25 protein-coding genes are annotated in these 21,531 nt (G+C 72.5%); 16 read left to right on the top strand and 9 right to left on the bottom strand.

Annotated elements, in window-relative coordinates; all coding sequences use genetic code 11:
* Nucleotides 1-8: 8 nt before the first annotated feature.
* The 8 genes from pgsA to miaA all read left to right on the top strand — a co-directional run bounded on the left by pgsA (nt 9) and on the right by miaA (nt 6,274).
* Nucleotides 9-587 (top strand): CDP-diacylglycerol--glycerol-3-phosphate 3-phosphatidyltransferase, encoded by a 579-nt coding sequence (pgsA, locus tag H576_RS0109305; RefSeq protein ID WP_029150716.1) that lies wholly within the window; start codon nt 9-11, stop codon nt 585-587.
* Entirely contained in the window at nt 584-1,096 is a 513-nt protein-coding gene (locus H576_RS15135) for a CinA family protein (RefSeq protein WP_084502631.1), read from the top strand. Before pgsA ends, H576_RS15135 begins: the two co-directional genes overlap by 4 nt.
* A gap of 111 nt (nt 1,097-1,207) precedes the next feature.
* Nucleotides 1,208-1,519 carry a helix-turn-helix domain-containing protein gene (locus H576_RS0109295; RefSeq protein WP_029150715.1) on the top strand — a complete coding sequence of 104 codons (312 nt, stop codon included), beginning with the start codon at nt 1,208-1,210 and terminating at the stop codon, nt 1,517-1,519.
* A 10-nt stretch (nt 1,520-1,529) separates the two neighbouring features.
* Entirely contained in the window at nt 1,530-1,748 is a 219-nt protein-coding gene (locus H576_RS0109290) for a DUF3046 domain-containing protein (protein ID WP_029150714.1), read from the top strand.
* Nucleotides 1,749-1,999: 251 nt separating this feature from the next.
* Nucleotides 2,000-3,058 carry a recombinase RecA gene (gene recA / locus H576_RS0109285; protein ID WP_029150713.1) on the top strand — a complete coding sequence of 353 codons (1,059 nt, stop codon included), beginning with the start codon at nt 2,000-2,002 and terminating at the stop codon, nt 3,056-3,058.
* A 4-nt stretch (nt 3,059-3,062) separates the two neighbouring features.
* Entirely contained in the window at nt 3,063-3,761 is a 699-nt protein-coding gene (locus tag H576_RS0109280) for a regulatory protein RecX (protein ID WP_029150712.1), read from the top strand.
* 51 nt (nt 3,762-3,812) lie between these two features.
* Nucleotides 3,813-5,366 (top strand): tRNA (N6-isopentenyl adenosine(37)-C2)-methylthiotransferase MiaB, encoded by a 1,554-nt coding sequence (miaB, locus tag H576_RS0109275; protein ID WP_029150711.1) that lies wholly within the window; start codon nt 3,813-3,815, stop codon nt 5,364-5,366.
* On the top strand, nt 5,363-6,274 hold the full coding sequence (miaA, locus tag H576_RS0109270; protein WP_245559156.1) for a tRNA (adenosine(37)-N6)-dimethylallyltransferase MiaA: 912 nt from the start codon (nt 5,363-5,365) through the stop codon (nt 6,272-6,274). Before miaB ends, miaA begins: the two co-directional genes overlap by 4 nt.
* A gap of 1 nt (nt 6,275) precedes the next feature.
* Here the strand turns inward: miaA and H576_RS0109265 are convergent, their stop codons facing one another.
* From H576_RS0109265 to H576_RS0109250, 4 genes are read right to left on the bottom strand one after another with little or no spacing between them, the layout of a single operon-like run.
* Nucleotides 6,276-6,935, bottom strand: a complete 660-nt coding sequence (locus tag H576_RS0109265) for a response regulator (protein ID WP_029150709.1) — start codon at nt 6,933-6,935, stop codon at nt 6,276-6,278.
* Nucleotides 6,932-8,203 carry a sensor histidine kinase gene (locus H576_RS15130; protein WP_084502629.1) on the bottom strand — a complete coding sequence of 424 codons (1,272 nt, stop codon included), beginning with the start codon at nt 8,201-8,203 and terminating at the stop codon, nt 6,932-6,934. The genes H576_RS0109265 and H576_RS15130 overlap by 4 nt, the downstream gene beginning before the upstream one ends.
* Before the next feature lie 10 nt (nt 8,204-8,213).
* Nucleotides 8,214-9,053, bottom strand: a complete 840-nt coding sequence (locus H576_RS0109255; RefSeq protein WP_029150708.1) for an ABC-2 transporter permease — start codon at nt 9,051-9,053, stop codon at nt 8,214-8,216.
* A 20-nt stretch (nt 9,054-9,073) separates the two neighbouring features.
* Entirely contained in the window at nt 9,074-9,988 is a 915-nt protein-coding gene (locus H576_RS0109250; protein ID WP_029150707.1) for an ABC transporter ATP-binding protein, read from the bottom strand.
* Nucleotides 9,989-10,098: 110 nt separating this feature from the next.
* Here H576_RS0109250 and dapF point away from each other — a divergent pair, with 110 nt between their 5' ends.
* Together dapF and H576_RS0109240 are read left to right on the top strand one after the other, a co-directional pair.
* Nucleotides 10,099-10,977 carry a diaminopimelate epimerase gene (gene dapF, locus H576_RS0109245; protein ID WP_029150706.1) on the top strand — a complete coding sequence of 293 codons (879 nt, stop codon included), beginning with the start codon at nt 10,099-10,101 and terminating at the stop codon, nt 10,975-10,977.
* A 35-nt stretch (nt 10,978-11,012) separates the two neighbouring features.
* Nucleotides 11,013-11,891 carry an aminotransferase class IV gene (locus H576_RS0109240; RefSeq protein WP_029150705.1) on the top strand — a complete coding sequence of 293 codons (879 nt, stop codon included), beginning with the start codon at nt 11,013-11,015 and terminating at the stop codon, nt 11,889-11,891.
* Nucleotides 11,892-11,899: 8 nt separating this feature from the next.
* Here H576_RS0109240 and H576_RS0109235 read toward each other — a convergent pair whose 3' ends face one another.
* The gene (locus tag H576_RS0109235; protein ID WP_029150704.1) at nt 11,900-12,628 is read right to left on the bottom strand and encodes a LysE family transporter; all 729 of its coding nucleotides are present in this window, start codon (nt 12,626-12,628) and stop codon (nt 11,900-11,902) included.
* 49 nt (nt 12,629-12,677) lie between these two features.
* Here H576_RS0109235 and H576_RS0109230 point away from each other — a divergent pair, with 49 nt between their 5' ends.
* The gene (locus tag H576_RS0109230; protein WP_342664880.1) at nt 12,678-13,583 is read left to right on the top strand and encodes a LysR family transcriptional regulator ArgP; all 906 of its coding nucleotides are present in this window, start codon (nt 12,678-12,680) and stop codon (nt 13,581-13,583) included.
* A 1-nt stretch (nt 13,584) separates the two neighbouring features.
* Here the strand turns inward: H576_RS0109230 and H576_RS16730 are convergent, their stop codons facing one another.
* Together H576_RS16730 and H576_RS17155 are read right to left on the bottom strand one after the other, a co-directional pair.
* Entirely contained in the window at nt 13,585-14,223 is a 639-nt protein-coding gene (locus H576_RS16730) for a class I SAM-dependent methyltransferase (protein WP_029150702.1), read from the bottom strand.
* Nucleotides 14,224-14,336: 113 nt separating this feature from the next.
* Complete coding sequence (locus H576_RS17155) at nt 14,337-14,546, bottom strand: hypothetical protein (RefSeq protein ID WP_029150701.1); 210 nt, start codon at nt 14,544-14,546, stop codon at nt 14,337-14,339.
* Here H576_RS17155 and hflX point away from each other — a divergent pair.
* The gene (gene hflX / locus H576_RS15125) at nt 14,457-15,884 is read left to right on the top strand and encodes a GTPase HflX (RefSeq protein ID WP_245559158.1); all 1,428 of its coding nucleotides are present in this window, start codon (nt 14,457-14,459) and stop codon (nt 15,882-15,884) included. The two genes, H576_RS17155 and hflX, sit on opposite strands and share 90 nt — an antisense overlap.
* On the opposite strand, the gene H576_RS0109210 is transcribed toward hflX, so the two are convergent.
* Together H576_RS0109210 and lexA are read right to left on the bottom strand one after the other, a co-directional pair.
* Nucleotides 15,866-17,824 (bottom strand): alpha/beta hydrolase family protein, encoded by a 1,959-nt coding sequence (locus H576_RS0109210; protein ID WP_029150700.1) that lies wholly within the window; start codon nt 17,822-17,824, stop codon nt 15,866-15,868. The two genes, hflX and H576_RS0109210, sit on opposite strands and share 19 nt — an antisense overlap.
* A 48-nt stretch (nt 17,825-17,872) precedes the next feature.
* Nucleotides 17,873-18,556, bottom strand: coding sequence for a transcriptional repressor LexA (lexA, locus tag H576_RS0109205; RefSeq protein WP_029150699.1), 684 nt, complete (start codon nt 18,554-18,556; stop codon nt 17,873-17,875).
* 208 nt (nt 18,557-18,764) lie between these two features.
* Here lexA and H576_RS0109200 point away from each other — a divergent pair, with 208 nt between their 5' ends.
* Genes H576_RS0109200 through hisH form a run of 4 tightly spaced genes read left to right on the top strand, consistent with a single transcriptional unit; the run spans nt 18,765 to nt 21,506 of the window.
* Nucleotides 18,765-19,121, top strand: coding sequence for a LysM peptidoglycan-binding domain-containing protein (locus H576_RS0109200; RefSeq protein ID WP_029150698.1), 357 nt, complete (start codon nt 18,765-18,767; stop codon nt 19,119-19,121).
* Nucleotides 19,122-19,150: 29 nt separating this feature from the next.
* Entirely contained in the window at nt 19,151-20,248 is a 1,098-nt protein-coding gene (locus tag H576_RS0109195) for a histidinol-phosphate transaminase (RefSeq protein WP_211215795.1), read from the top strand.
* Between the two features lie 8 nt (nt 20,249-20,256).
* Nucleotides 20,257-20,865, top strand: a complete 609-nt coding sequence (hisB, locus tag H576_RS0109190) for an imidazoleglycerol-phosphate dehydratase HisB (protein ID WP_211215797.1) — start codon at nt 20,257-20,259, stop codon at nt 20,863-20,865.
* A complete protein-coding gene (gene hisH / locus H576_RS0109185; RefSeq protein WP_029150695.1) occupies nt 20,865-21,506 on the top strand; it encodes an imidazole glycerol phosphate synthase subunit HisH in 642 nt (213 codons plus the stop codon). Before hisB ends, hisH begins: the two co-directional genes overlap by 1 nt.
* The last annotated feature ends 25 nt before the right edge of the window (nt 21,507-21,531 follow it).

Below are 21,531 nucleotides of genomic sequence, written 5' to 3'. Positions count from 1 at the left end.
CTGATCCCATGGCGATCCACCCGCAGCTGCCCAACGCGATCACGGTCGCGCGCATCCCGCTCGCGATCGTGTTCTTCGTGCTGCTGCTCGTCGGCGGCATGCACGGCGACGCGTCCCTCGCGATGCGCTGGGTCGCGGCGATCCTCTTCATCGTCGCGATCTCGACCGACTGGGTCGACGGCTATCTCGCGCGCCGCTTCGAGATCGTGAGCGACTTCGGCAAGCTCTGGGACCCGATCGCCGACAAGCTGCTGACGGGCCTCGCCTTCGTGGGCCTCGCGATCCTCGGCGAGATGGCCTGGTGGATGGTCGTCGTGATCCTCGTGCGCGAGTGGGGGATCACGATCCACCGGCTCGTCGTGCGCCGCCAGCACGACGTGTCGGCGGCGTGGATGGGCAAGATCAAGACGGCCTTCCAGGGAGTCGCGCTCGCGTGGGCGCTCCTGCCCCTCCACCTGCTGATCGGCGTCGGCCCGTGGGTGGTCGTCACGACGGTCCTCCTCTGGATCGTGGTCGTCCTCACGATCGCGAGCGGCATCGACTACGTCGCGGCGCAGCTGCGCGGATCCCGCGGGGCGCGGGCGTGACGGCCGCCGACCTCCTCACCGCTCTGCGGGCGAGGGGCTGGTCGGCGGGCACGGCCGAGTCGCTCACGGGAGGCCTCGTCGTCGCGGGTCTCGTCGCGGTCCCCGGGGCGTCGGCGAGCGTACGCGGGGGAGTCGTCGCCTACGACACGAGGGTCAAGCGCGAGCTCCTCGGCGTCGACGGCGGCCTTCTCGACGCGCACGGCCCCGTCCACCCCGAGGTCGCCTGCCAGATGGCCTACGGGGTGCGCACGGCCCTGGCCGTCGACGGATCGCCCTGCGACGTCGGCCTCGCGACGACGGGGATCGCGGGCCCGGCATCGCCCGACGGCCAGCCCGTCGGGACCGTGCACATCGCCGTCGCGACGCCCGAGAGGACGGTCACGCGGCATCTCCGCCTCGGCGGGGACCGCGACGAGATCCGTCGGGCGACGGTCGACGCCGTCATCGCCCTCGCCCTCGACGCGGTGCGCGGGAATATCGAAGCTGTGAACACGGTTTCACCCACGTAACCGTTGGATGCACGCGGCCGACCCGGCCGCTCCAGCACGTACGCTGGTAACCAGCGAACGACTCGGCTCGGCGCCGGGTCGTCGGCCATACGAAGCGAGGGAGGGGCCGCCATGATTCTCATCCGCCAGGAGATCGGCGATGTGCTTCGCGATTTCCGACAGCAGAAGGGCCAGACCCTCCGACAGGTCGCGGGCAAGGCGAGCGTCGCGCTCGGATACCTCAGCGAGGTCGAGCGCGGTCAGAAGGAGGTCTCGAGCGAGATCCTCGCGGCCGTCGCCGAGGCGCTCGAGATCCCGATGTGGGCGATCATGCGCCGCGTGAGCGACCGCATCGCGGTGCTCGAGGGCATCGAGAGCGCGATCCCCGACGTGGTGCCCGACGAGCTCGTCGCCTCCGTGGGGCCCGAGCTGTCGCTCCGGTGATCCGCACCGCATGAGGCGCAGCGAGTTCCATCGCGCCGTCGACCAGGAGTTCGGCGCGCGCGCCAACTGGGTCGTGGCCGACATCGTCCTGACCGCCTACGGCATCACGGCGGCCGAGGCGCTCGACGCCGGCGTCCCGCCGCGCGACATCTGGCTCGCGATCTGCGACGAGACCGAGCTGCCGCCGTCGGCCCGCTACCGGGTCGGAATCCAGGACGCCCGGGCCTGACGGGTTTCGAAATCACTGCGCCCCGTCGGCGCGTCTTCTTCGAAGATGCGTTCGGCGGGGCGTAGTCTCATCCACAACGTGGTTCCGGTCCGGTTCTCCACCGATCCGAGCGATCCGCTTCGTCTGTCGGGGGTCGTCCGTAGCGTGGAGATCGGCACAGGAGGCCACGCGCCCTGTCGAAGAATCCGCCCCTGAGAGGCGGGTCACGACAGCCTACGGGCGGCGGTGAACGAGCGATGAAGGAGAACACCATGGCAGTTGCAGATCGCGAGAAGGCCCTCGACACGGCACTCGCGCACATCGACCGGCAGTTCGGCAAGGGAACGGTCATGCGCCTCGGCAGCGAGGAGCGGGCCCCCGTCGAGGTCATCCCCACGGGCTCGATCGCCCTCGACGTCGCCCTCGGCATCGGCGGGCTCCCCCGTGGCCGCATCGTCGAGATCTACGGCCCCGAGTCCTCGGGAAAGACCACGCTCACGCTCCACGCGATCGCCAACGCGCAGGCCGCGGGCGGCATCGCCGCGTTCATCGACGCCGAGCACGCGCTCGACCCCGAGTACGCGCGCAAGCTGGGCGTCGACATCGACTCCCTCCTCGTCTCGCAGCCCGACACGGGCGAGCAGGCGCTCGAGATCGCCGACATGCTGATCCGCTCCGGCGCGATCGACCTCGTCGTCGTCGACTCCGTCGCGGCGCTCGTGCCCCGCGCCGAGATCGAGGGCGAGATGGGCGACTCGCACGTCGGCCTCCAGGCCCGGCTCATGTCGCAGGCGCTCCGCAAGATCACGGGCGGCCTCAGCCAGACCAAGACGACCGCGATCTTCATCAACCAGCTGCGCGAGAAGATCGGCGTGTTCTTCGGATCGCCCGAGACGACGGCGGGAGGCAAGGCGCTCAAGTTCTACGCGTCGGTGCGTCTCGACATCCGTCGCATCGAGACGATGAAGGACGGCGGCGACGCCGTGGGCAACCGCACGCGCGTCAAGGTCGTCAAGAACAAGATGGCCCCGCCCTTCAAGCAGGCCGAGTTCGACATCCTCTACGGCACGGGGATCTCGCGCGAGGGCTCGCTCATCGACTTCGGCGTCGACCACGGCATCGTCAAGAAGTCGGGGTCGTGGTACACCTACGACGGCGACCAGCTGGGCCAGGGCAAGGAGAACGCGCGTCGCTTCCTCAAGGAGAACGATGACGTGGCGATCGAGATCGAGAACAAGATCAAGATGAAGCTCGGCCTGCTCGAAGACTCGAACGCCCCGGTCGAGGCCGCGCCGACGGGCGGCGAGCTCGACGAGCGCCTCTCGGCTTGACGCGATGAGCGACGGCACAGACGGGGGCGAGCACCTCGCTCCCGTCGTGCCGCTCTTCGGCGGGCCGGTGCCCACGCACCCCGCACCGGCCCGCGACGAGTGGCACACGACGTGGAGCGACGACGCGCGCCGATCCGACGTCCTCGCGCCGGTCGCCGAACCGGTCGGCGCCGCGATCGCCGACGACGAGGAGATCCCCGGCGACGCCGAGGTGGCCGAGCGCGCCGAGGCGCGGCTCGCGAAGGCGCTCGCGACGCGCGACCTCTCGGCTCACGAGGCCCGCGAGCGGCTGCGCCGCGACGAGGTCGCGCCGCACCTCGTCGACGACATCGTCGACCGCCTCGAGCGCGTCGGCGCGATCGACGACGACCGGCTCGCCGAGCAGCTCGTCCACTCGGCGGTGACGCGCCGCAACCAGGGGCGTCGCGCGATCGCACAGGCCCTCGCGGCGCGGGGCGTCGCGCGTGAGGCGATCGACCGCGCGCTCGACGAGCTGCCCGACGACGACCGCGAACGGGCGATCGAGTTCGCGCGGCAGAAGGCGCCCGCGCTCGCGCGCTACGACGACGAGACGGCGCTGCGCCGACTCGTCGGTCAGCTCTCGCGTCGCGGCTTCGGCGGCTCGATGGCCTACGGCGTGGCTCGCGACGCGATCGCCGAGGCGAAGCGCGGGTCCCGCGGCGGCGGGGTCCGCTTCCGGTAAGGGCAGGCTCAGGCGATTTCTGCGGGTCCCGCTCGTAGAATCGGGGGCGTTATGACCACTGTCTCGAACCTTCCGACCGTCATCGAGCCGTCGCCCGTCGCCTTCGACGCGTCGGGCCGCGCACGCACCTACGTCGTGCGCACGTTCGGGTGCCAGATGAACGTGCACGACTCCGAGCGGCTCTCGGGCTCGCTCGAGAGCGCGGGCTACGTCCCGGCACCCGAGGGGGAGGACGCCGACCTCGTCGTTATCAACACCTGCGCGGTCCGCGAGAACGCGTCGGGCAAGCTGTATGGCACGCTCGGCCACCTCAAGTCGCAGAAGGACGGCCACGAGGGCATGCAGATCGCCGTCGGGGGCTGCCTCGCCCAGATGGACAAGCAGGCCGTCGTCGACAAGGCGCCCTGGGTCGACGTCGTCTTCGGAACCCACAACATGGGCTCGCTGCCGCAGCTGCTCGAGCGCTCGCGACACAACGAGCAGGCCGAGCTCGAGATCCTCGAGGCGCTCGAGGTCTTCCCCTCGACGCTGCCGACGAAGCGCGACTCTACGTACGCGGGCTGGGTGTCGATCTCGGTCGGGTGCAACAACACCTGCACCTTCTGCATCGTGCCGAGCCTGCGCGGCAAGGAGCGCGACCGGCGCCCCGGCGACATCCTGAGCGAGATCCGCGCGCTCGTCGCCGACGGCGCGACCGAGGTCACGCTCCTCGGGCAGAACGTGAACACCTACGGCGTCGAGTTCGGCGACCGCGAGGCCTTCGGCAAGCTCCTCCGCGCGTGCGGCGAGATCGAGGGCCTCGAGCGCGTGCGCTTCACGAGCCCGCACCCCGCCGCGTTCACCGACGACGTCATCGACGCGATGGCCGAGACCCCCAACGTCATGCCGCAGCTGCACATGCCCCTTCAGTCGGGCAGCGACAAGGTCCTCAAGGACATGCGGCGCTCGTACCGCTCGAAGAAGTTCCTCGGCATCCTCGACAAGGTGCGCGAGCGGATCCCGCACGCCGCCATCACGACCGACATCATCGTCGGCTTCCCGGGCGAGACCGAGGAGGACTTCGAGGACACCCTGCGCGTCGTCGAGGCCGCCCGCTTCTCGAGCGCCTTCACCTTCCAGTACTCGATCCGCGAGGGCACGCCCGCGGCGACGATGGAGGATCAGATCCCCAAGGAGGTCGTGCAGCGCCGCTACGACCGCCTCATCCGGCTGCAGCAGCGGATCACTCTCGAGGAGAACGAGAAGCAGGTCGGCCGCGCGCTCGAGGTCCTCGTCTCGACGGGCGAGGGCAAGAAGGACGCCGAGACGCACCGTCTCACGGGCCGGGCCGAAGACAACCGCCTCGTGCACTTCGAGGTGCCCGAGGGGTCGGAGATCCCGCGCCCGGGCGACGTCGTCACCGTGACGATCACGCGCGCAGCCCCCTCGCACCTGCTCGCCGACAGCGTCGACGGCGCGCCGCTCGCGATCCGCCGCACCCGCGCGGGCGACGCGTGGGACCGCCAGCAGAACGACCCGCACGCGTCGAACCCGCACACGGGCGGCGCCGTGAACATCGGCGGCTCGGTGTCGATCGGCATGCCCGGGCTGCGCGTGGGAGCGTGATCCGCGCGGTCCCGCTTCCCGACGGCGGCCCGCGGCTGTGGGCCGTCGTCGGCGCGACGGGCACGGGCAAGAGCGATCTCTCGCTCGACCTCGCGGGCCGTCTCGCGGCGCGCGGCGAGGCGGCCGAGGTCGTCAACGCCGACGCGATGCAGCTGTACCGGGGCATGGACATCGGCACCGCGAAGCTGCCCCTCGCCGAGCGGCGGGGCGTCGTGCACCACCTCTTCGACGTCCTCGACATCACCGAGGAGGCCGCGGTCGCGGCGTACCAGCGCGACGCCCGAGCCGCGATCGAGAGCATCCTCGCGCGCGGCCGCCACGCGATCCTCGTCGGCGGATCGGGCCTCTACGTCTCGAGCGTCGTCTACGACTTCCGCTTCCCGCCGCGCGACGACGCGATGCGCGCGGCCCTCGAGGAGCGCCTCGCCGCCGAGGGCGTCGGCGCGCTCTACGACGAGCTCCGCGCGGCGAGCCCCGAGACGGCCGAGCGCGTGGACCCGCGCAACGGGCGGCGCATCGTCCGCGCTCTCGAGGTGCTCGCACAGGGTGACGCCGGGCACGGCGCCGCCCTCCCGGAGGCGCCGCGGCTGTGGCGCGACGACGCGACGATCCTCGGCCTGCGCATGGACCGAGCGGCCCTCATCTCGCGCCTCGACGCGCGCGTCCACCGCATGTGGCGCGACGGCATGGTCGCCGAGACCGAGGCGCTGAAGGCCGCGGGGCTCGAGCGGGGGAAGACCGCGAGCCGCGCGATCGGGTACGCGCAGGCGCTCGCGCAGATCGCCGGCGCGATGACGGAGGCCGAGGCGATCGCCGAGGCGCAGGCCCTCACGCGCCGATACGCGCGTCGCCAGGTGGCCTGGTTCAAGCGCTACGCCGAGGCGCGCTGGTTCGACGTCGCGGTGTGAGTCACCGGGCGAGGCCCCACTCGTAGGCGAGGATCACGAGCTGCACGCGGTCGCGCGCCTCGAGCTTCATGAGCAGCCGGCCGACGTGGGTCTTGACCGTCGACAGCGACACGAAGAAGCGCTCGGCGAGCTCGTCGTTCGTGAGCCCGGCCCCGACGGCCTCGAGGAACTCCCGCTCGCGCGCCGTCAGCGACGCGAGCCGGGGATCCTCCGCGGCGTGCGGCACCCGGACGGGCGCGGACGCCCCCGAGAACTCCTCGATGAGCCGAGCCGTGATGCGCGGCGCGAGGGCCGCGTCGCCGGACGCGACGGCCCGGATCGCGCCGAGGAGCTCGGCGGGCCGCGCGTCCTTCAGGAGGAAGCCGCTCGCCCCCGCGCGCAGCGCCGCGAACGCGTACTCGTCGAGATCGAAGGTCGTCAGCACGAGCACCCGCGGCGAGCCCGCCGCCGCCGTGATCCGCGCCGTCGCCGCTATGCCGTCGGTCCCGGGCATGCGCACGTCCATGAGGAAGACATCGACGCCGCCGCGGGCCGCGATCCCGACGGCCTCGCCGCCGTCGGCCGCCTCGGCCACGACCTCGACGTCGTCCTGGGCGTCGAGCATCATGCGCAGGCCCATGCGGACGAGCTGCTGGTCGTCGGCGATCGCGACGCGGATCATCGGGAGGCTCCCTCGGGGTCGGTGTGCAGGGTGGCGTCGACGCGCCAGCGGCCGTCGGGGCGGGGAGCCGACGCGGCCGTCCCGCCGTGCAGGGCCGCGCGCTCGCGCATGCCGACGATGCCGCGCCCCGAGCCCTCGAGCGAGGGCATCGGGTCGTGCGTCAGGTCGTTGTCCACGACGATGCCGATCCGGTCGCCGTCGACGCGCGTCGTGACGGTCACGCGCGGGGATCCGGGGGCATGGCGCATGACGTTCGTGAGCGATTCCTGCACGATGCGGTAGGCCGTCAGGGCGACGCCGCCCGCCGCCGGGAGGGGCGCGCCGCTGTGGGCCCACGCGACGGGCATGCCCGCCTCGCGGAACTGGTCGACGAGCGAGCCGATGTCGTCGGATCCGGGGAGCGGCGCGAGCTCGGGGGCGTCCTCGGTGCTGCGGAGCACCCCGAGGAGCCGGCGCATCTCGGCGAGCGAGTCGCGCCCCGTGTCGGCGACGCGGCGCATCGCGTCGGGCGCGGCGTCGGAGCCCCGCTCGGCCTGCGCGGCTGCGCCCTCGGAGAGCGTGATCATGACCGTGAGGCTGTGCGAGACGATGTCGTGCATCTCGCGCGCGATGCGCGTGCGCTCCTCGCTGACCGCGAGGCGGGCGCGCTCGTCCTGCGCGCGGGCGAGGTCCTCGGCGCGCGCGATGAGGGCCCGTTCGTAGCGCCGGCGCCCGCCGATCCAGAGCCCGACGAGCGTCGGGATGATCGACGACCCGAGTGAGACGAGGGCCGTGTCGATCCACGGTCCGGTCGGCCAGGCGTAGCCCGCCCCGAGCGCCGCGGGCAGCGTGCTCGCGGCGGTGGCGACGACCGCGAGGGCGTATCCCAGCCACGCGACGCGAGACGAGCGGTGCGCCCCGAGCGCGTAGAGCGCGACCCAGCTCGCGATCCCGCCCATCGTCGACATCGGCGCGGGAAGGAGGAGCGCGGCGAGCGAGCAGACGAGCAGGAGGAAGGGGATCCGGCGGCGGAAGAAGGTCGCGACCCCCAGCACCGCGACGGTGAGGGCGGTGAGGGTGACGCCGAGCCACCCCGAGACGGCCGAGTCGTCCGACCCAGCGACGATGAGGGCTACGGGTGCGAACAGCCCCTGCGTCACCACGAGGACGATGACGTCGACGGCTCGGGGGTGCCGGTCGATCCAGCGGCGGAGGACGCCGGGAGGCCGGGGGAGGTCGAGCGCGACCGAGCCGGCACCCCGCGGGGGCACCGGCTCGGACTGCGACATGGGGTCCAACCTACGCGTCGCGGCGCGTGAGGACGGCCGCGCCGCCGGCGAGGGCGACGCCGGCCCACGCGACGGAGAGCACGAGGTCGGTGAGGTACTCCGAGGTGAACCCGGCGCCCGTGGCCGTCAGGTTCATGACGGTCGTGCCGAAGAGAGCGTCCGAGAGCTGCGCGGCCCACTCCCACGGCATCTGCATGAGGATGATCGGGAGGACGAAGAGGAAGACGAAGGTCAGGGTGACGGCCCAGGTCTCGGACCGCAGGAGCGCGGCGGCGCCGAGGGAGAACAGGCCGACGAGGGTCGTCGCGAGGGCGGCGCCGAGGATCGGGGCCGCGACCTCGAGCCCGAACGAGCCGAACTCGGCGGGGATGCCGAACGCGACGTACAGGCCTGCGACGATCGCGAAGGTGAGGAGGAAGGCGACGAGCGCGGCGACGAAGATCGCGGATCCGACGACGGCGACCTTGGCCGAGAGCATCGCGAGGCGGCGGGGCGAGGCCGCGAGCTGTGTGCGCAGCGAGCCCGTCGCGTGCTCCTTCGCGTAGGCGGCCGCGCCGACGACGACCGCCACGGCGACGGCGCAGATCAGGCCGTTGAGCCCCATCGCGGGCACCGTCGGGACGATGCCGGCTGCGGCGGAGGCGTCGATCCCGGCGTCGCGGAACTGGATGGCGTAGATGAGCGCGAACGCCGCGCCGGGGAGGATCGTGAGGGCGACCCCGATGATGAGGGCCGCGACGTTGCCGCGGACGCTCGAGAGCGAGATCCACTCGGCTCGCAGGAGCGACGGGAACGAGACCCGCGCCCCGGAGCGGGTCGGGGCCTCGGAGACGGTGAGGACGGAGGACATGGTCGTGTGCCTTTCGGATGTCAGACGGCGGCCGCGGCGCTGCGGTACTCGGTGGCGTCGCCCGTGAGGGCGAGGTAGGCCTCCTCGAGCGAGGCCCCGACGGGGGAGAGCTCGAAGAGGTCGAGGTTCTCGAGCGAGGCCGATCGGGCGATGCGCTCGGGCGGGAGTCCCGCGATCTCGAGCGAGCCGGGCGCGGACTGCGTGATCGTGACGCCGTCGGCGGCGAGGATCGACCGCAGGACCTCGGCGTCCGAGACCCGCACGCGGGTGACCTGGCGGTCGGCCCCGGCGAGGAAGGCGCCGAGGGGCGCGTCGGCGAGGACGCGGCCCCGGCCGAGGACGATGATGTGGTCGGCGGTCTGCGCCATCTCGCTCATGAGGTGGCTCGAGATGAACACCGTGCGCCCCTCGGCGGCGCGCGCCTTGGCGAAGCCGCGCACCCAGTGCACGCCCTCGGGGTCGAGGCCGTTGACGGGCTCGTCGAAGATGAGGACCTGGGGATCCCCGAGCATCGTCGCGGCGATGCCGAGGCGCTGGTGCATGCCGAGCGAGAAGCCGCCGACCCGCCGGCGCTGCACGTCGGTCAGGCCCGTGAGCTCGAGGACCTCGTCGACCCGGCGGCGCGGCAAGCCGTTCGTGGCGGCGAGGAGGCGCAGGTGGTCGCGGGCCGAGCGGCTCGGATGGACGGCCTTCGCGTCGAGGAGGGCGCCCGCCTGGTGCATCGGGTCGGCGTGCTCCGCGAACGGCCGGCCGTTGACCGTTGCGGCGCCGCTCGTCGGCCTGTCGAGGCCCATGATCATGCGCATGGTCGTCGACTTGCCGGCGCCGTTGGGGCCGAGGAAACCCGTGACCTTGCCGGGCTGGGCGGTGAACGAGACGTCGTCCACCGCGGTCTTCGCGCCGAAGCGCTTCGTCAGGTGCTCTGCTGTGATCATGCCTCCATTCCACCGGCGGGGGCCGTGTCGCGCGTCGGGCCGCGGGCTGATCCTCGGGTCGTACCGCGGTAGGACCCGGCCGGTGCGCGACGGTCCGTAGACTGGCTCGCATGCCCGAGATCACCTTCACCAAAGGCCACGGCACCGGCAACGACTTCGTGATCGTCGCCGACCCCGACGGGCAGTACGACCTCTCGCCCGAGCAGGTGGCGGCGCTCTGCGACCGGCGGTTCGGGATCGGCGGCGACGGCCTGCTGCGCGTCGTCCGCTCGCGCGCGATCGACGCGGGCGCCGCGGCGCTGGCGGAGGAGCCCGACGCCGAGTGGTTCATGGACTACCGCAACGCCGACGGCTCGATCGCCGAGATGTGCGGCAACGGCGTGCGCGTCTTCGCGCGCTACCTGCTCGACACCGAGCTCGCGACACTCGAGCCCGGGTCCACCCTCCCGATCGGCACGCGCGCGGGCGTCAAGGACGTCACCCGCAGCGAGACCGGCTTCCAGGCCGACCTCGGCCGCTGGACGGCGCCGGCCGCCGAGCCGCTCGTCCGCGCGAAGGGGCTGTCGGTTCCGCGCCCCGGCATGTCGATCGACCTCGGCAACCCGCACGTCGTCGTCGCGCTCGCGAGCGAGGAGGAGCTCGAGGGGCTCGACCTCACGGTCATCCCGATCCTCGATCCGGCGCCCGAGCACGGCGCGAACGTCGAGTTCGTCGTGCCGTCCGAGCCGCTCGTGAAGGACGGGGTGGGGCGGATCCGCATGCGCGTGTTCGAGCGCGGCGTCGGCGAGACGCTGTCGTGCGGCACGGGCACGGTGGCGGCCGCACTCGCCGTGCGCAGCTGGGCGGGCGAGAGCGCGCCGAACAGCTGGCGCGTCGAGGTGCCGGGGGGCACGCTCGGCGTCCGCATGTTCCCCACGGAGGAGGGCGAGCACGTCGCCCTGTCGGGTCCCGCGACCCTCGTCTTCTCGGGAACCGTCGCCCTCGCCTGACGCGTTCGCCTCGGCTCGCGCGCCATGATGGAGCCATGAGCGCCGTCACCTACCTCGTCCCGTTCCCCGCGGCAGGATCTCCGGAGGAGCGGATCGACCTCGTCCCGCTCGCGGTCGACGACCCCGCGATCTCCGTGATGGACGCGGCCGCCGAGCGCGGCGACGGCGCCTTCGAGGCCTGGGGCGTCGCGGACGGCGCCTCGCAGGAGCTCGACGCGCATCTCGCGCGCCTCGCGAAGAGCCTCGCGATGCTCGACCTGCCGGAGGCCGACCTGGGCCGGCTCGCCGAGACGGCGGGCCGGATCGCGCGCACCGCCGACCCCGCGAAGAACATGGTCCTCAAGCTCGTCGTCACGCGCGGCGGAATGGATCGCGCGACCCCGCACGCCTGGTTCGTCCTGTTCGAGGCCGCCGACTTCACGGAGGAGCGCACCGACGGCTTCGCGATCGTCACGGCCGATCGCGGCTTCGACAGCGGGTACGCCGAGCGCGAGCCGTGGTCGCTCATCGGCGCGAAGACGCTCTCCTACGCCCTCAACATGGCGGCGATCCGCGAGGCGAAGCGCCGCGGCGCGAAGGACATGCTGTTCGTCACGAGCGATGGGATCCTCCTCGAGGCGCCGCAGTCGACGCTGATCCTCCGCCGGGACGGGGTGCTCCGCACGCCGGATCCGCGGCTCGGGATCCTCCACGGCACGACGCAGCAGGCCGTCTTCCGCTGGGCGGAGGAGCACGGCATCGGCACCGAGTACGGCCGCTACACGCGCGACGACCTCCTCGGCGCCGACGCCGCCTGGTACGCGTCGAGCGTGCGACTCCTGACGCCGATCACGAGCGTCGACGGTCACGCGCTCCCGGTCGACACCGAGCAGACCGCGGCGATCAACGCCCACCTCCTCGCGCGCCGCGCGTAGCGCGCGGCTCAGGCAGCCGCGAGGGCGCTCGCGAGGGCGAGCATCACGACGGCGATGACGCCGTCGAGCACGCGCCACGAGCGGGGCGAACGCAGCCAGCGCGCCGCGTAGCGGGCGGCGAGCGTGAGGAACGCGAACCAGATCGCACTGCCGATGACGGCGCCGACGGCGAAGAGCGCCCGCGCGTCGCCGTAGTGGGTCGAGATCGACCCGAGCATGAGCACGGTGTCGAGATACGTGTGCGGGTTGAGCCAGGTGATCGCGAGGCACGTGAGGACGGCCGCGAGGAGGGCCGACCGCGTGCGGGTCGTGGCCTGGACCGTCGTGATCGCCCGCGTGCGCACGGCGGTCATCGTCCCGCCGCCCGAGGGGGAGTCCAGGTCCTCGGGCTGCGCGATCGGATCCTCCTCGACGCGGATCGACGACTCCTGCGGCCGCACGACGCGCCACGCGGCCATGAGGCCGTATCCGGCGAGGAAGACGACACCCGCCCAACGCGCCACGTCGAAGAGCCACGGCACGCGCTCGACGACGGCGCCGAAGCCCGCGACGCCGGCCGAGATCAGGATCACGTCGCTCGCGAGGCACACGAGCGCCAGGACGATCGCGTGGCGGCGCCCGTCTCCCGCATGGCGGATCCCCTCGCGCAGCAGGAAGATGTTCTGCGCGCCGGGGGCCACGATGAGCGAGAGCGAGAGGCCGATTCCGGCGAACAGAGCGGTGAGCACGTGCTCCATGGTCACGCGATCCGTGCGATCATCAAAAGCAGATGCGGATACCTGAAAGGTGGTGAAGCGCAGCTTCATGTGGATCGCACCCGACCTCGCCGAGACCGTCGCCGCGGTCGTCGACGAGGGCTCGTTCGACGGAGCCGCGCGGCGCCTCCGGATCTCCCCGTCGGCCGTCAGCCAGCGCCTGCGGACGCTCGAGTCGCAGCTCGGCCGCGTGCTCCTCGTGCGCTCGCGTCCGCCGCGCGCGACGCCGGCCGGGGCCGTCGTCGTGCGCCTCGCGCGGCAGTACGCCGCGATCGGCCACGACGCATCCGTCGGCCTGGGCCTCGAGTCCCGCGGCGGCATGCACGTCCCGATCGCCGTCAACTCCGACTCGCTCGCGACCTGGCTGCTCCCGGCGCTCGAGCGCGTCACGCGGGATCACACCGTCACCTTCGAGCTGCTCCGGGAGGACGAGGACCGCACGGCCGATCTCCTCGAGGAGGGGTCCGCACTCGCCGCGATCACGTCGCGCAGCGCGCCCATCGCGGGCTGCTCCGTGACCCCGCTCGGCGCGACGGCCTACATCGCGGTCGCGACGCCCGGGTACATCGCCCGGTGGCTGCCGGACGGGGTCTCGCGGGCCGCGCTCGCCGCGGCGCCGCTCATCGACTTCGACCGCACCGACGACATCCAGTCGGAGTGGCTGCGCGGGAACGCCGTCGATCCGCTCGACCCCCCGCGGCACTACGTGCCGGCGTCGGAGGACTACGCCGCGGCGGTGCGGCTCGGGATGGGATGGGGGATGCTGCCGCCGGCCCAGGCGGCGCCGTCGATCGAGGCGGGGGTCCTGCGCTCGCTCGGCAACCCGGATCTCGCCGAGCCGCTTTACTGGCAGCAGTGGAACCTCGAGTCGCCGGTGCTCACGGCGATCCGCTCCGAGATCGTCGGGGCGGCGCGGGCGGCGCTGCGGCCGATCTGAGTCAGGGGAGGTTGATCGGCGCCGTCGCCGGGTCGCCGTGGCGGCGCACCTTCAGGACGCGGAAGCCCTTTGACGTCGCGTGGCGGCGCGTCGAGAACGAGTCGGGGAGCGTCTGCTCGATCCACCGCTGGAGCGAATCGCTCCCGAGGTTCTTCTGCACGACGAGGTAGGCGTCGCTGTGCTCGTCGAGCCGGGGCAGCCAGGACTCGAGCAGGCCGTGCAACACGTCCTTGCCGACGCGGATCGGCGGATTCGACCGGATCGTGCGGAAGACGACGTCGTCGGGGATCTGGTCGGCGGTGACGGCGTGGACGTTCTCGAGCCCGAGCGCCTCGGCGTTGCGGCGCACGAGGTCGAGGGCGCGCTCGTTGACGTCGAGCGCCCACACGCGGGCGCGGGGCGCCTGCATCGCGAGGGTCAGCGAGATCGGGCCCCAGCCCGCGCCGATGTCGAGGAAGTCGCCCCCGGCGGGGGCCTCGGGAGAGTTCGACAAGAGCACGTCGGTGCCCTTGTCGAGCCGATCGGGGCTGAAGACCCCAGCCGCCGTCGTGACCTCGACGTCGCGGTCGAAGAGGGTCACGCGCAGGCGCCGGAGCTGCTCCGAGCTCGAGGGTGCCGCACTGAAATAGTGATCCCCCATGACGGGCGACTCTACCCCCTGCGCGCGCGCCCCGAAAAGCTTGATCTTCCGGCCCGGATCCGATAACGGCGCGGTAACCTGGATGTCTGGAAACAACCCCTGATGAGAGGCGATCACCGATCGACACCACCGACACGCGCGACCTCGCGGCCGCGCCCGACGAAGCCGAGCAGCGACACGACGATGCGACCGACCGCATCCTCCGATCCACGGACCAGCACGCGACGACGCGGCTGTTCGGGGCGGCGCAGGCTCTGCAGGACGAGGCGACGGCATACGGAGGCGACTCCGACGGCGACCAGTGGGACCGCGAGGAGCGCCACGCCCTGCGTCGTGTCTCGGGCCTCTCGACCGAGCTCGAGGACGTCACCGAGGTCGAGTACCGCCAGGTCCGCATGGAGAACGTCGTCCTCGTGGGCGTCTACTCCGCGGGCTCGCTCGACGATGCCGAGAACTCGCTGCGCGAGCTGTCGGCCCTCGCCGAGACGGCGGGATCCGTCGTGCTCGACGGTGTGCTCCAGCGCCGCCCGCACCCCGACCCCGCGACGTACGTCGGCCGCGGCAAGGCCGAGGAGCTGAAGGCCATCGTCGAGCAGGTCGGCGCCGACACCGTCATCGCCGACGTCGAGCTGGCCCCGAGCCAGCGGCGCGCGCTCGAGGACGTCATCAAGGTCAAGGTCATCGACCGCACCGCCGTGATCCTCGACATCTTCGCGCAGCACGCGAAGACGCGCGAGGGCAAGGCGCAGGTCGAGCTGGCGCAGCTCGAGTACCTGCTGCCGCGACTGCGCGGCTGGGGCGACTCGATGAGCCGCCAGGCCGGCGGACAGGTCGGCGCCGGCGGCGCGGGCATGGGCTCCCGCGGCCCCGGCGAGACGAAGATCGAGCTCGACCGCCGCCGCATCCGCAACCGCATGGCGCTCCTGCGCAAGCAGATCAAGGGCTTCGCCCCGGCGCGCGACGCGAAGCGCTCGGAGCGCAAGCGCAACGTCATCCCGGCGGTCGCGATCGCGGGGTACACGAACGCCGGCAAGTCGAGCCTCCTCAACCGGCTCACGCACGCGGGGGTGCTCGTCGAGAACGCCCTCTTCGCGACCCTCGACGCGACCGTGCGCCGCACCGAGACGGCCGACGGACGCGTGTTCACGCTCGCCGACACCGTCGGCTTCGTGCGCAGCCTCCCGACGCAGCTCGTCGAGGCGTTCCGCTCGACGCTCGAGGAGGTCGCGGGGTCCGACGTCATCGTCCACGTCGTCGACGGCAGCCACCCCGACCCCGCGGGCCAGCTCGCGACGGTCCACGACGTGCTGGCCGACGTCGGCGCGCGCGAGGTCCGCGAGATCGTCGTCTTCAACAAGATGGATCTCGTCCCCGAGTCCGAGCGGCTCGTGCTGCGCGGCCTCGCGCCCGACGCGGTCTTCGTCTCGTCCCGCACGGGCGAGGGCATCGACGAGCTGCGTCGCGTCGTCGAGGAGGCGCTGCCTCTGCCCGAGGTCGAGGTGCGCGCGCTCGTGCCCTACGACCGCGGAGACCTCATCTCGCGGATCCACGAGACGGGGCAGTTCCTCGAGCAGAACCACGAGGGATCGGGGACCCGCGTGCACGCCCGCGTGAGCGAGCGCCTCGCGGCCGAGCTCGCGCCCTACGCCGTCGCGGCCTGAGCGAGGCCCAGGGGGTCGATCCCCGGGGTCTCGAAGCCGAGGACCTGGCCGAGGAACGACAGCTCGGCCGCGAACGCGCGCTCGATCGTCTCGGCGCCGCGGAAGCCGTGGCTCTCGCCCGGGAACTCGATGTACGCGTGCGGCGCGCCGTTCGCGGCGACGGCGTCGCGCAGCGCGAGCGACTGCGACGGCGGCACGACCGGGTCGTCTGACCCCTGGAGGATGAGGAGCGGCGTCGTGAGGGCCTCGGGCCGCGACAGCGGCGAGCGGTCGATGTAGGTCTGCTCCGCTTCGGGGAGCGGCCCGACGAGGCTGTCGAAGTAGCGCGACTCGAAGTCGTGCGTCTCGGCGAGCAGCAGCCGCAGGTCGGCGACGCCGTAGCGGCTGATCCCGGCGGCGAAGACGTCGGTGTCGGCAAGCGCGCACAGCACGGTCCAGCCGCCCGCGGATCCACCGCGGATCGCGACGCGGTCGGGGTCGGCGAGCCCGACGTCGACGAGCCCGCGGACCGCCGCGGCCGTGTCCTCGACGTCGGCGATGCCCCACCTGTGGCGCAGCCGGTCGCGGTAGGCGCGGCCGTACCCCGACGACCCGCCGTAGTTGACGTCGAGCACGCCGATCCCGCGGCTCGTGTAGAAGCGGGTGCTCGCCGAGAGGTCGCCCGTCGAATGCCCCGTCGGGCCGCCGTGCACGAGCACGAGGACGGGCGGAAGCTCCGACTCGGGGGCCTCGTATCCGTCGCTCTCGGGCGCCGAGTAGAACGCGTGCACGGGGCCGTTCGGCCCGGGGAAGGTCATGGGGATCGCCGGCTGGGCGTCTCCCGGGATCCCGCCGCGCAGCGCCTCGAGCGAGCGCGAGTCGACGGACAGCTGCCAGAGGCCGCCCGACACCGTCGCCCCGGCACCGGTCAGGAGCAGTCGATCGGCGCGCGCGTCGTGCAGCAGCACGTCGCCCGTGAGCGGGGTCTCGAGCTCGGTGACCGCGCCGCCCGGGTCGATGACGACGAGGCGCGAGCGGCCGTTCGTCACGACCGCGACGACGCGGCCGTCGTCGAGCGGCGCGTACCAGCGCGTGCCGAGGTTCCACAGCGGGCCGCCCGTGTCGCCGTCGACGGCGTAGAGCGGCGCGGGATCCGCGTGCCCGAGCCCCGCGCCGAACCGGGTCCGGAACAGGTTCCAGCGCGCGGGACCGCCCGGCGCGATCGGCGGGTCCTGCACGAAGAGGAGCTCGTCGTCGCCCGTCCACTCGGGCTCGAGCGCCGAGACGTTCGACGCGAACGTCTCGGCGCGGCCTCCCGCTATGGTGGTCCACTCCGTGACGCGGAGCGCGTCGTCGAGGACACCGACGCGCAGCTCGGCGGCGTCCCAGGGCATGTCGGGGTGGTCCCAGGCGATCCAGGCGAGGCGCCCGCCCCGCGGCGCGGGCGACGCGACGAAGTCGCTGCCGGAGACGACGCGGACGATGCGGTCGGGGTCGGTCCCGGAACCGTCGACGGGGATCGCGACGATGTCGCGCACCGGCGTCTCGTGCGGCGCGTCGTGCGTCTCGCGCACGGCCCAGAGCACGCCCTCCGCCCATACGAGGTCGCCGAAGACGAAGCGATGGTCGTCGGGCGTCAGCGGCACGGGAGCGGCGCCGGGCGCGGCGAGGCGGACCCGCTGGTCGCGCTGCTCGACGAACACGAAGCGCTCGTCCCCGAGCGACTCCCATGCGCCGCCGCCGTACTCGTGGACGCGCGAGCGCGCGCTCCACGGCGCGGGGAGCACGGGGTCCGAATCGCCCGAGCGGAGGATCGCGGTGCGCCCGCGCTCCGCGGGGACCGACTCGGCCCACCAGACCTCGTCGCCCACGTATCGCGCTCGTCCGAGCCGGAGGGATCCGCCCGGCATGTCGGCCGGCGAGATCGGAGACGGCCACGATCCGTAGAGGAGCTGCTCCATGGCGCCCACGCTATTGCACCGCGCGGGGGAGCGCGCCGGGGCGCCCCGTCAGACTGCGCGCAGGACCGCGACGACCTTGCCGAGGATCACGGACTCGTCGCCGGGGATCGGCTCGAAGGCCGAGTTCCGCGGGAGGAGCCAGACGTGCCCGTCGCGCTGACGGAAGGTCTTGACCGTCGCCTCGCCGTCGAGCATCGCCGCGACGATCTCGCCGTTCTCGGCGGTGTTCTGCGCACGGATCACGACCCAGTCCTGGTCGCAGATCGCGGCGTCGATCATGGAATCGCCCGAGACGCGGAGCATGAAGAGCTCGCCGCCGCCGACGAGCTGGCGTGGGAGGGGGAAGATCTCCTCGACCTGCTGCTCGGCCGTGATCGGCACGCCCGCCGCGATCCGCCCGACGAGGGGGATCATCGCGGCGTCGCCGACGGGCGTCTGCGCGTCGGCGGGGTTCTCGGTCGAGGTGCCGGGGAGGTCGATGAGGACCTCCATGGCGCGGGTCTTGCCGGGATCGCGGCGGAGGTAGCCGCTGAGCTCGAGCTGGCCGAGCTGGTGCGTGACGCTCGAGAGCGACTTGAGGCCGACGGCGTCGCCGATCTCGCGCATGCTCGGCGGGTAGCCGTTGGTCTGGATCGAGCGCTGGATGACCTCGAGGATCGCCAGCTGCTTCTCGCTGAGGTTCTTGCGGCGGCGCGTACGGGTGGCTGTCTGCGGCTTGTCGGCGGCGCTCATCCGCTTCTCCTTCAGGCTCGAGTTCGGATGTCGGAGGTTCCGTGTGGACTCTCCGTATCGAGGACGACGCTACCCGAGGGAATGCGATCTTCGACAGATTTGTTCGAGTGTGTCGCACCCGATTCTCCGGAGAAGTTCGAAGAAGAGGTTGACAGCTTCGAAAGATCGAAGATAGATTCGGAACATCGATACGAGAGAAGGTTGCACCATGAGCACCATCGCACTCGCCGCACCTGCCCCGCAGCGCACCCGCCTGCGGCTCACCGTCCGCGGCCGCCGCGTCCTCGCGGGCCTGGCCGCGCTCCCGCTCGCCGCGGGGGCCTTCGTCGCGATCCTCGGCGGGGGCAGCGCGCTCGGCTCCGGCGAGCAGGGCGCGGGGGCGGGCTCGTTCGAGACCGTCACGGCCCAGGCCGGCGACTCGCTCTGGTCGATCGCCGAGCGCGTCGCGCCCGAGGCCGACCCGCGCGACGTCGTCGACTCGATCACCTCGCTCAACCAGCTGGGCGGCTCGGGCATCGAGGCCGGTCAGAGCATCGCCATCCCGACCGCGTACTCGGCCGGCTGATCGGCGGCGGGGCGCGGGTCGGCTCTAGCATGGGGAGGGTGACCGTTTCTCTTGACGACCTCCCGTTGCGCGACGACCTGCGCGGACAGAAGCCTTATGGCGCCCCGCAGGCCCCGCTCCCCATCGCCCTCAACGTCAACGAGAACACCCATCCGGTGCCCGACGACGTCGCGGCCGACATCGTCGACTCCGTCGCCAAGGCCGTCACGGGCCTGAACCGGTACCCCGACCGCGAGTTCAGCGAGCTGCGCGAGGCGCTCGCCGACTATCTGGGACACGGCCTCGACGCCGACCAGATCTGGGCGGCCAACGGATCCAACGAGGTCCTCCAGCACATCCTGCAGGCGTTCGCCGGCCCCGGCCGCACCGCGATGGGCTTCGCGCCGACCTACTCGATGTACTCGCTGCTCACGCGCGGCGTGGGATCCGAGTGGATCGCGGCCACGCGCGGATCGCGCTTCGAGATCACGGCCGACGACGCGGCCCGCCAGGTGCGCGAGGCCGACCCCGACGTGGTCTTCCTCTGCGCGCCCAACAACCCGACGGGCACGCCGCTTGCGCTCGAGGTCGTCGAAGCCGTCTACGAGGCGTCCCACGGCATCGTGATCGTCGACGAGGCGTATCACGAGTTCGCGCCGGCCGACACTCCATCGGCGCTCTCGCTGCTCCCGGGGCGCGAGCGGCTCGTCGTGTCGCGCACCATGAGCAAGGCGTTCGCGTTCGCGGGCGCCCGCGTGGGGTACCTCGCCGCCGACCCGGCGTTCGTCGACGCCCTGCGGCTCGTGCGCCTGCCGTACCACCTCAGCGCGATCACCCAGGCGGCCGCGACCGCCGCGCTGCGCCACAGCGCCGAGATGCTGCGCACCGTCTCCGACATCGTCGAGCAGCGCGACCGCATCTCGGGCACGCTCGACGCCCTGGGATACGACCCGTACCCGTCGGGCAGCAACTTCGTCCTGTTCGGCGGCGTCGACGACCCCCACGACACGTGGAAGCGCCTGTACGACCGCGGCGTCCTCGTGCGCGACATCGGGATCCCCGGCCACCTGCGCGTCTCGGCCGGCACGGCCGAGGAGACGACCGCATTCCTCGACGCCCTCGCGGCGATCCGCTCCGAACGCTCCTGAGAGGTCAGATCATGACGACCCCCCGCACCGCCTCCCGCACCCGGTCGACGAGCGAGTCGACGATCGAGCTGTCGCTCGACCTCGACGGCACGGGACAGAGCTCGATCGACACCTCCGTGCCGTTCTTCGACCACATGCTGACCGCCTTCGCGAAGCACTCGCTGACGGACCTCACGGTGAAGGCCACGGGCGACACCCACATCGACGTCCACCACACGGTCGAGGACACCGCGATCGTCCTGGGCGAGGCGATCCGCGAGGCGCTCGGCGACAAGGCGGGCATCTCGCGCTACGGCGACGCCCTCGTGCCCCTCGACGAGGCGCTCGCGCAGGCGGTCGTCGACATCTCGGGCCGCCCGTTCCTCGTGCACGAGGGCGAGCCGGCCGGCTTCGAGATGCACCTCATCGGCGGCCACTTCACCGGCTCGATGGTGCGCCACACGCTCGAGGCGATCGCGTTCCACGCGGGGCTGACGATGCACGTCCGCGTCGTGAGCGGCCGCGACCCGCACCACATCGCCGAGGCCGAGTACAAGGCGCTCGCGCGCGCGTTCCGTCAGGCGAAGGCGCTCGACCCGCTCGTGAAGGGCGTCCCGTCGACGAAGGGGTCCCTCTGATGGCCGACGGCCCCCTCGTCGCCGTCCTCGACTACGGGTCGGGCAACGTCCACTCGGCCGTCAAGGCGCTCGCCGAGGCCGGAGCCGACGTCCGGCTGACCCGCGACCGCGGACTGGTCATGGACGCGGCCGGCCTCGTCGTCCCCGGCGTCGGAGCGTTCAGCGCCGTCATGGAGCAGCTGAACGCGATCCGCGGCGGCGAGCTCGTGGGGCGCCGCCTCGCGGGCGGGCTCCCCGTGCTCGGGATCTGCGTCGGCATGCAGGTGATGTACGAGCGCGGGATCGAGCGCGGCGCCGAGGCCGAGGGCCTCGGCGAGTGGCCGGGCGAGGTCACGAAGCTCGACGCGCCGGTCGTCCCGCACATGGGGTGGAGCACCGTCGAGGCCGCGGAGGGGTCGCGGCTCTTCGCGGGGCTCGAGGATGAGCGCTTCTACTTCGTGCACTCGTACGCCGCGCAGGCGTGGCACATCGACCCGCATCCGCGGATCGCGCCGCCGGCGGTCACCTGGGCTCAGCACGGGTCGCGGTTCATCGCGGCGGTGGAGAACGGTCCGCTGTCGGCGACCCAGTTCCACCCCGAGAAGTCCGGCCCCGCGGGCATCGCGCTGCTCCGCAACTGGATCGGCACCCTGCCCGCTTGAGAAACACCGAGTCGCAGGATTGGAT

This window comes from Microbacterium indicum DSM 19969 (assembly GCF_000422385.1).
In the GTDB taxonomy this organism is placed as follows: domain Bacteria; phylum Actinomycetota; class Actinomycetes; order Actinomycetales; family Microbacteriaceae; genus Microbacterium; species Microbacterium indicum.
This window is presented reverse-complemented; position numbering and strand designations above follow the sequence as displayed.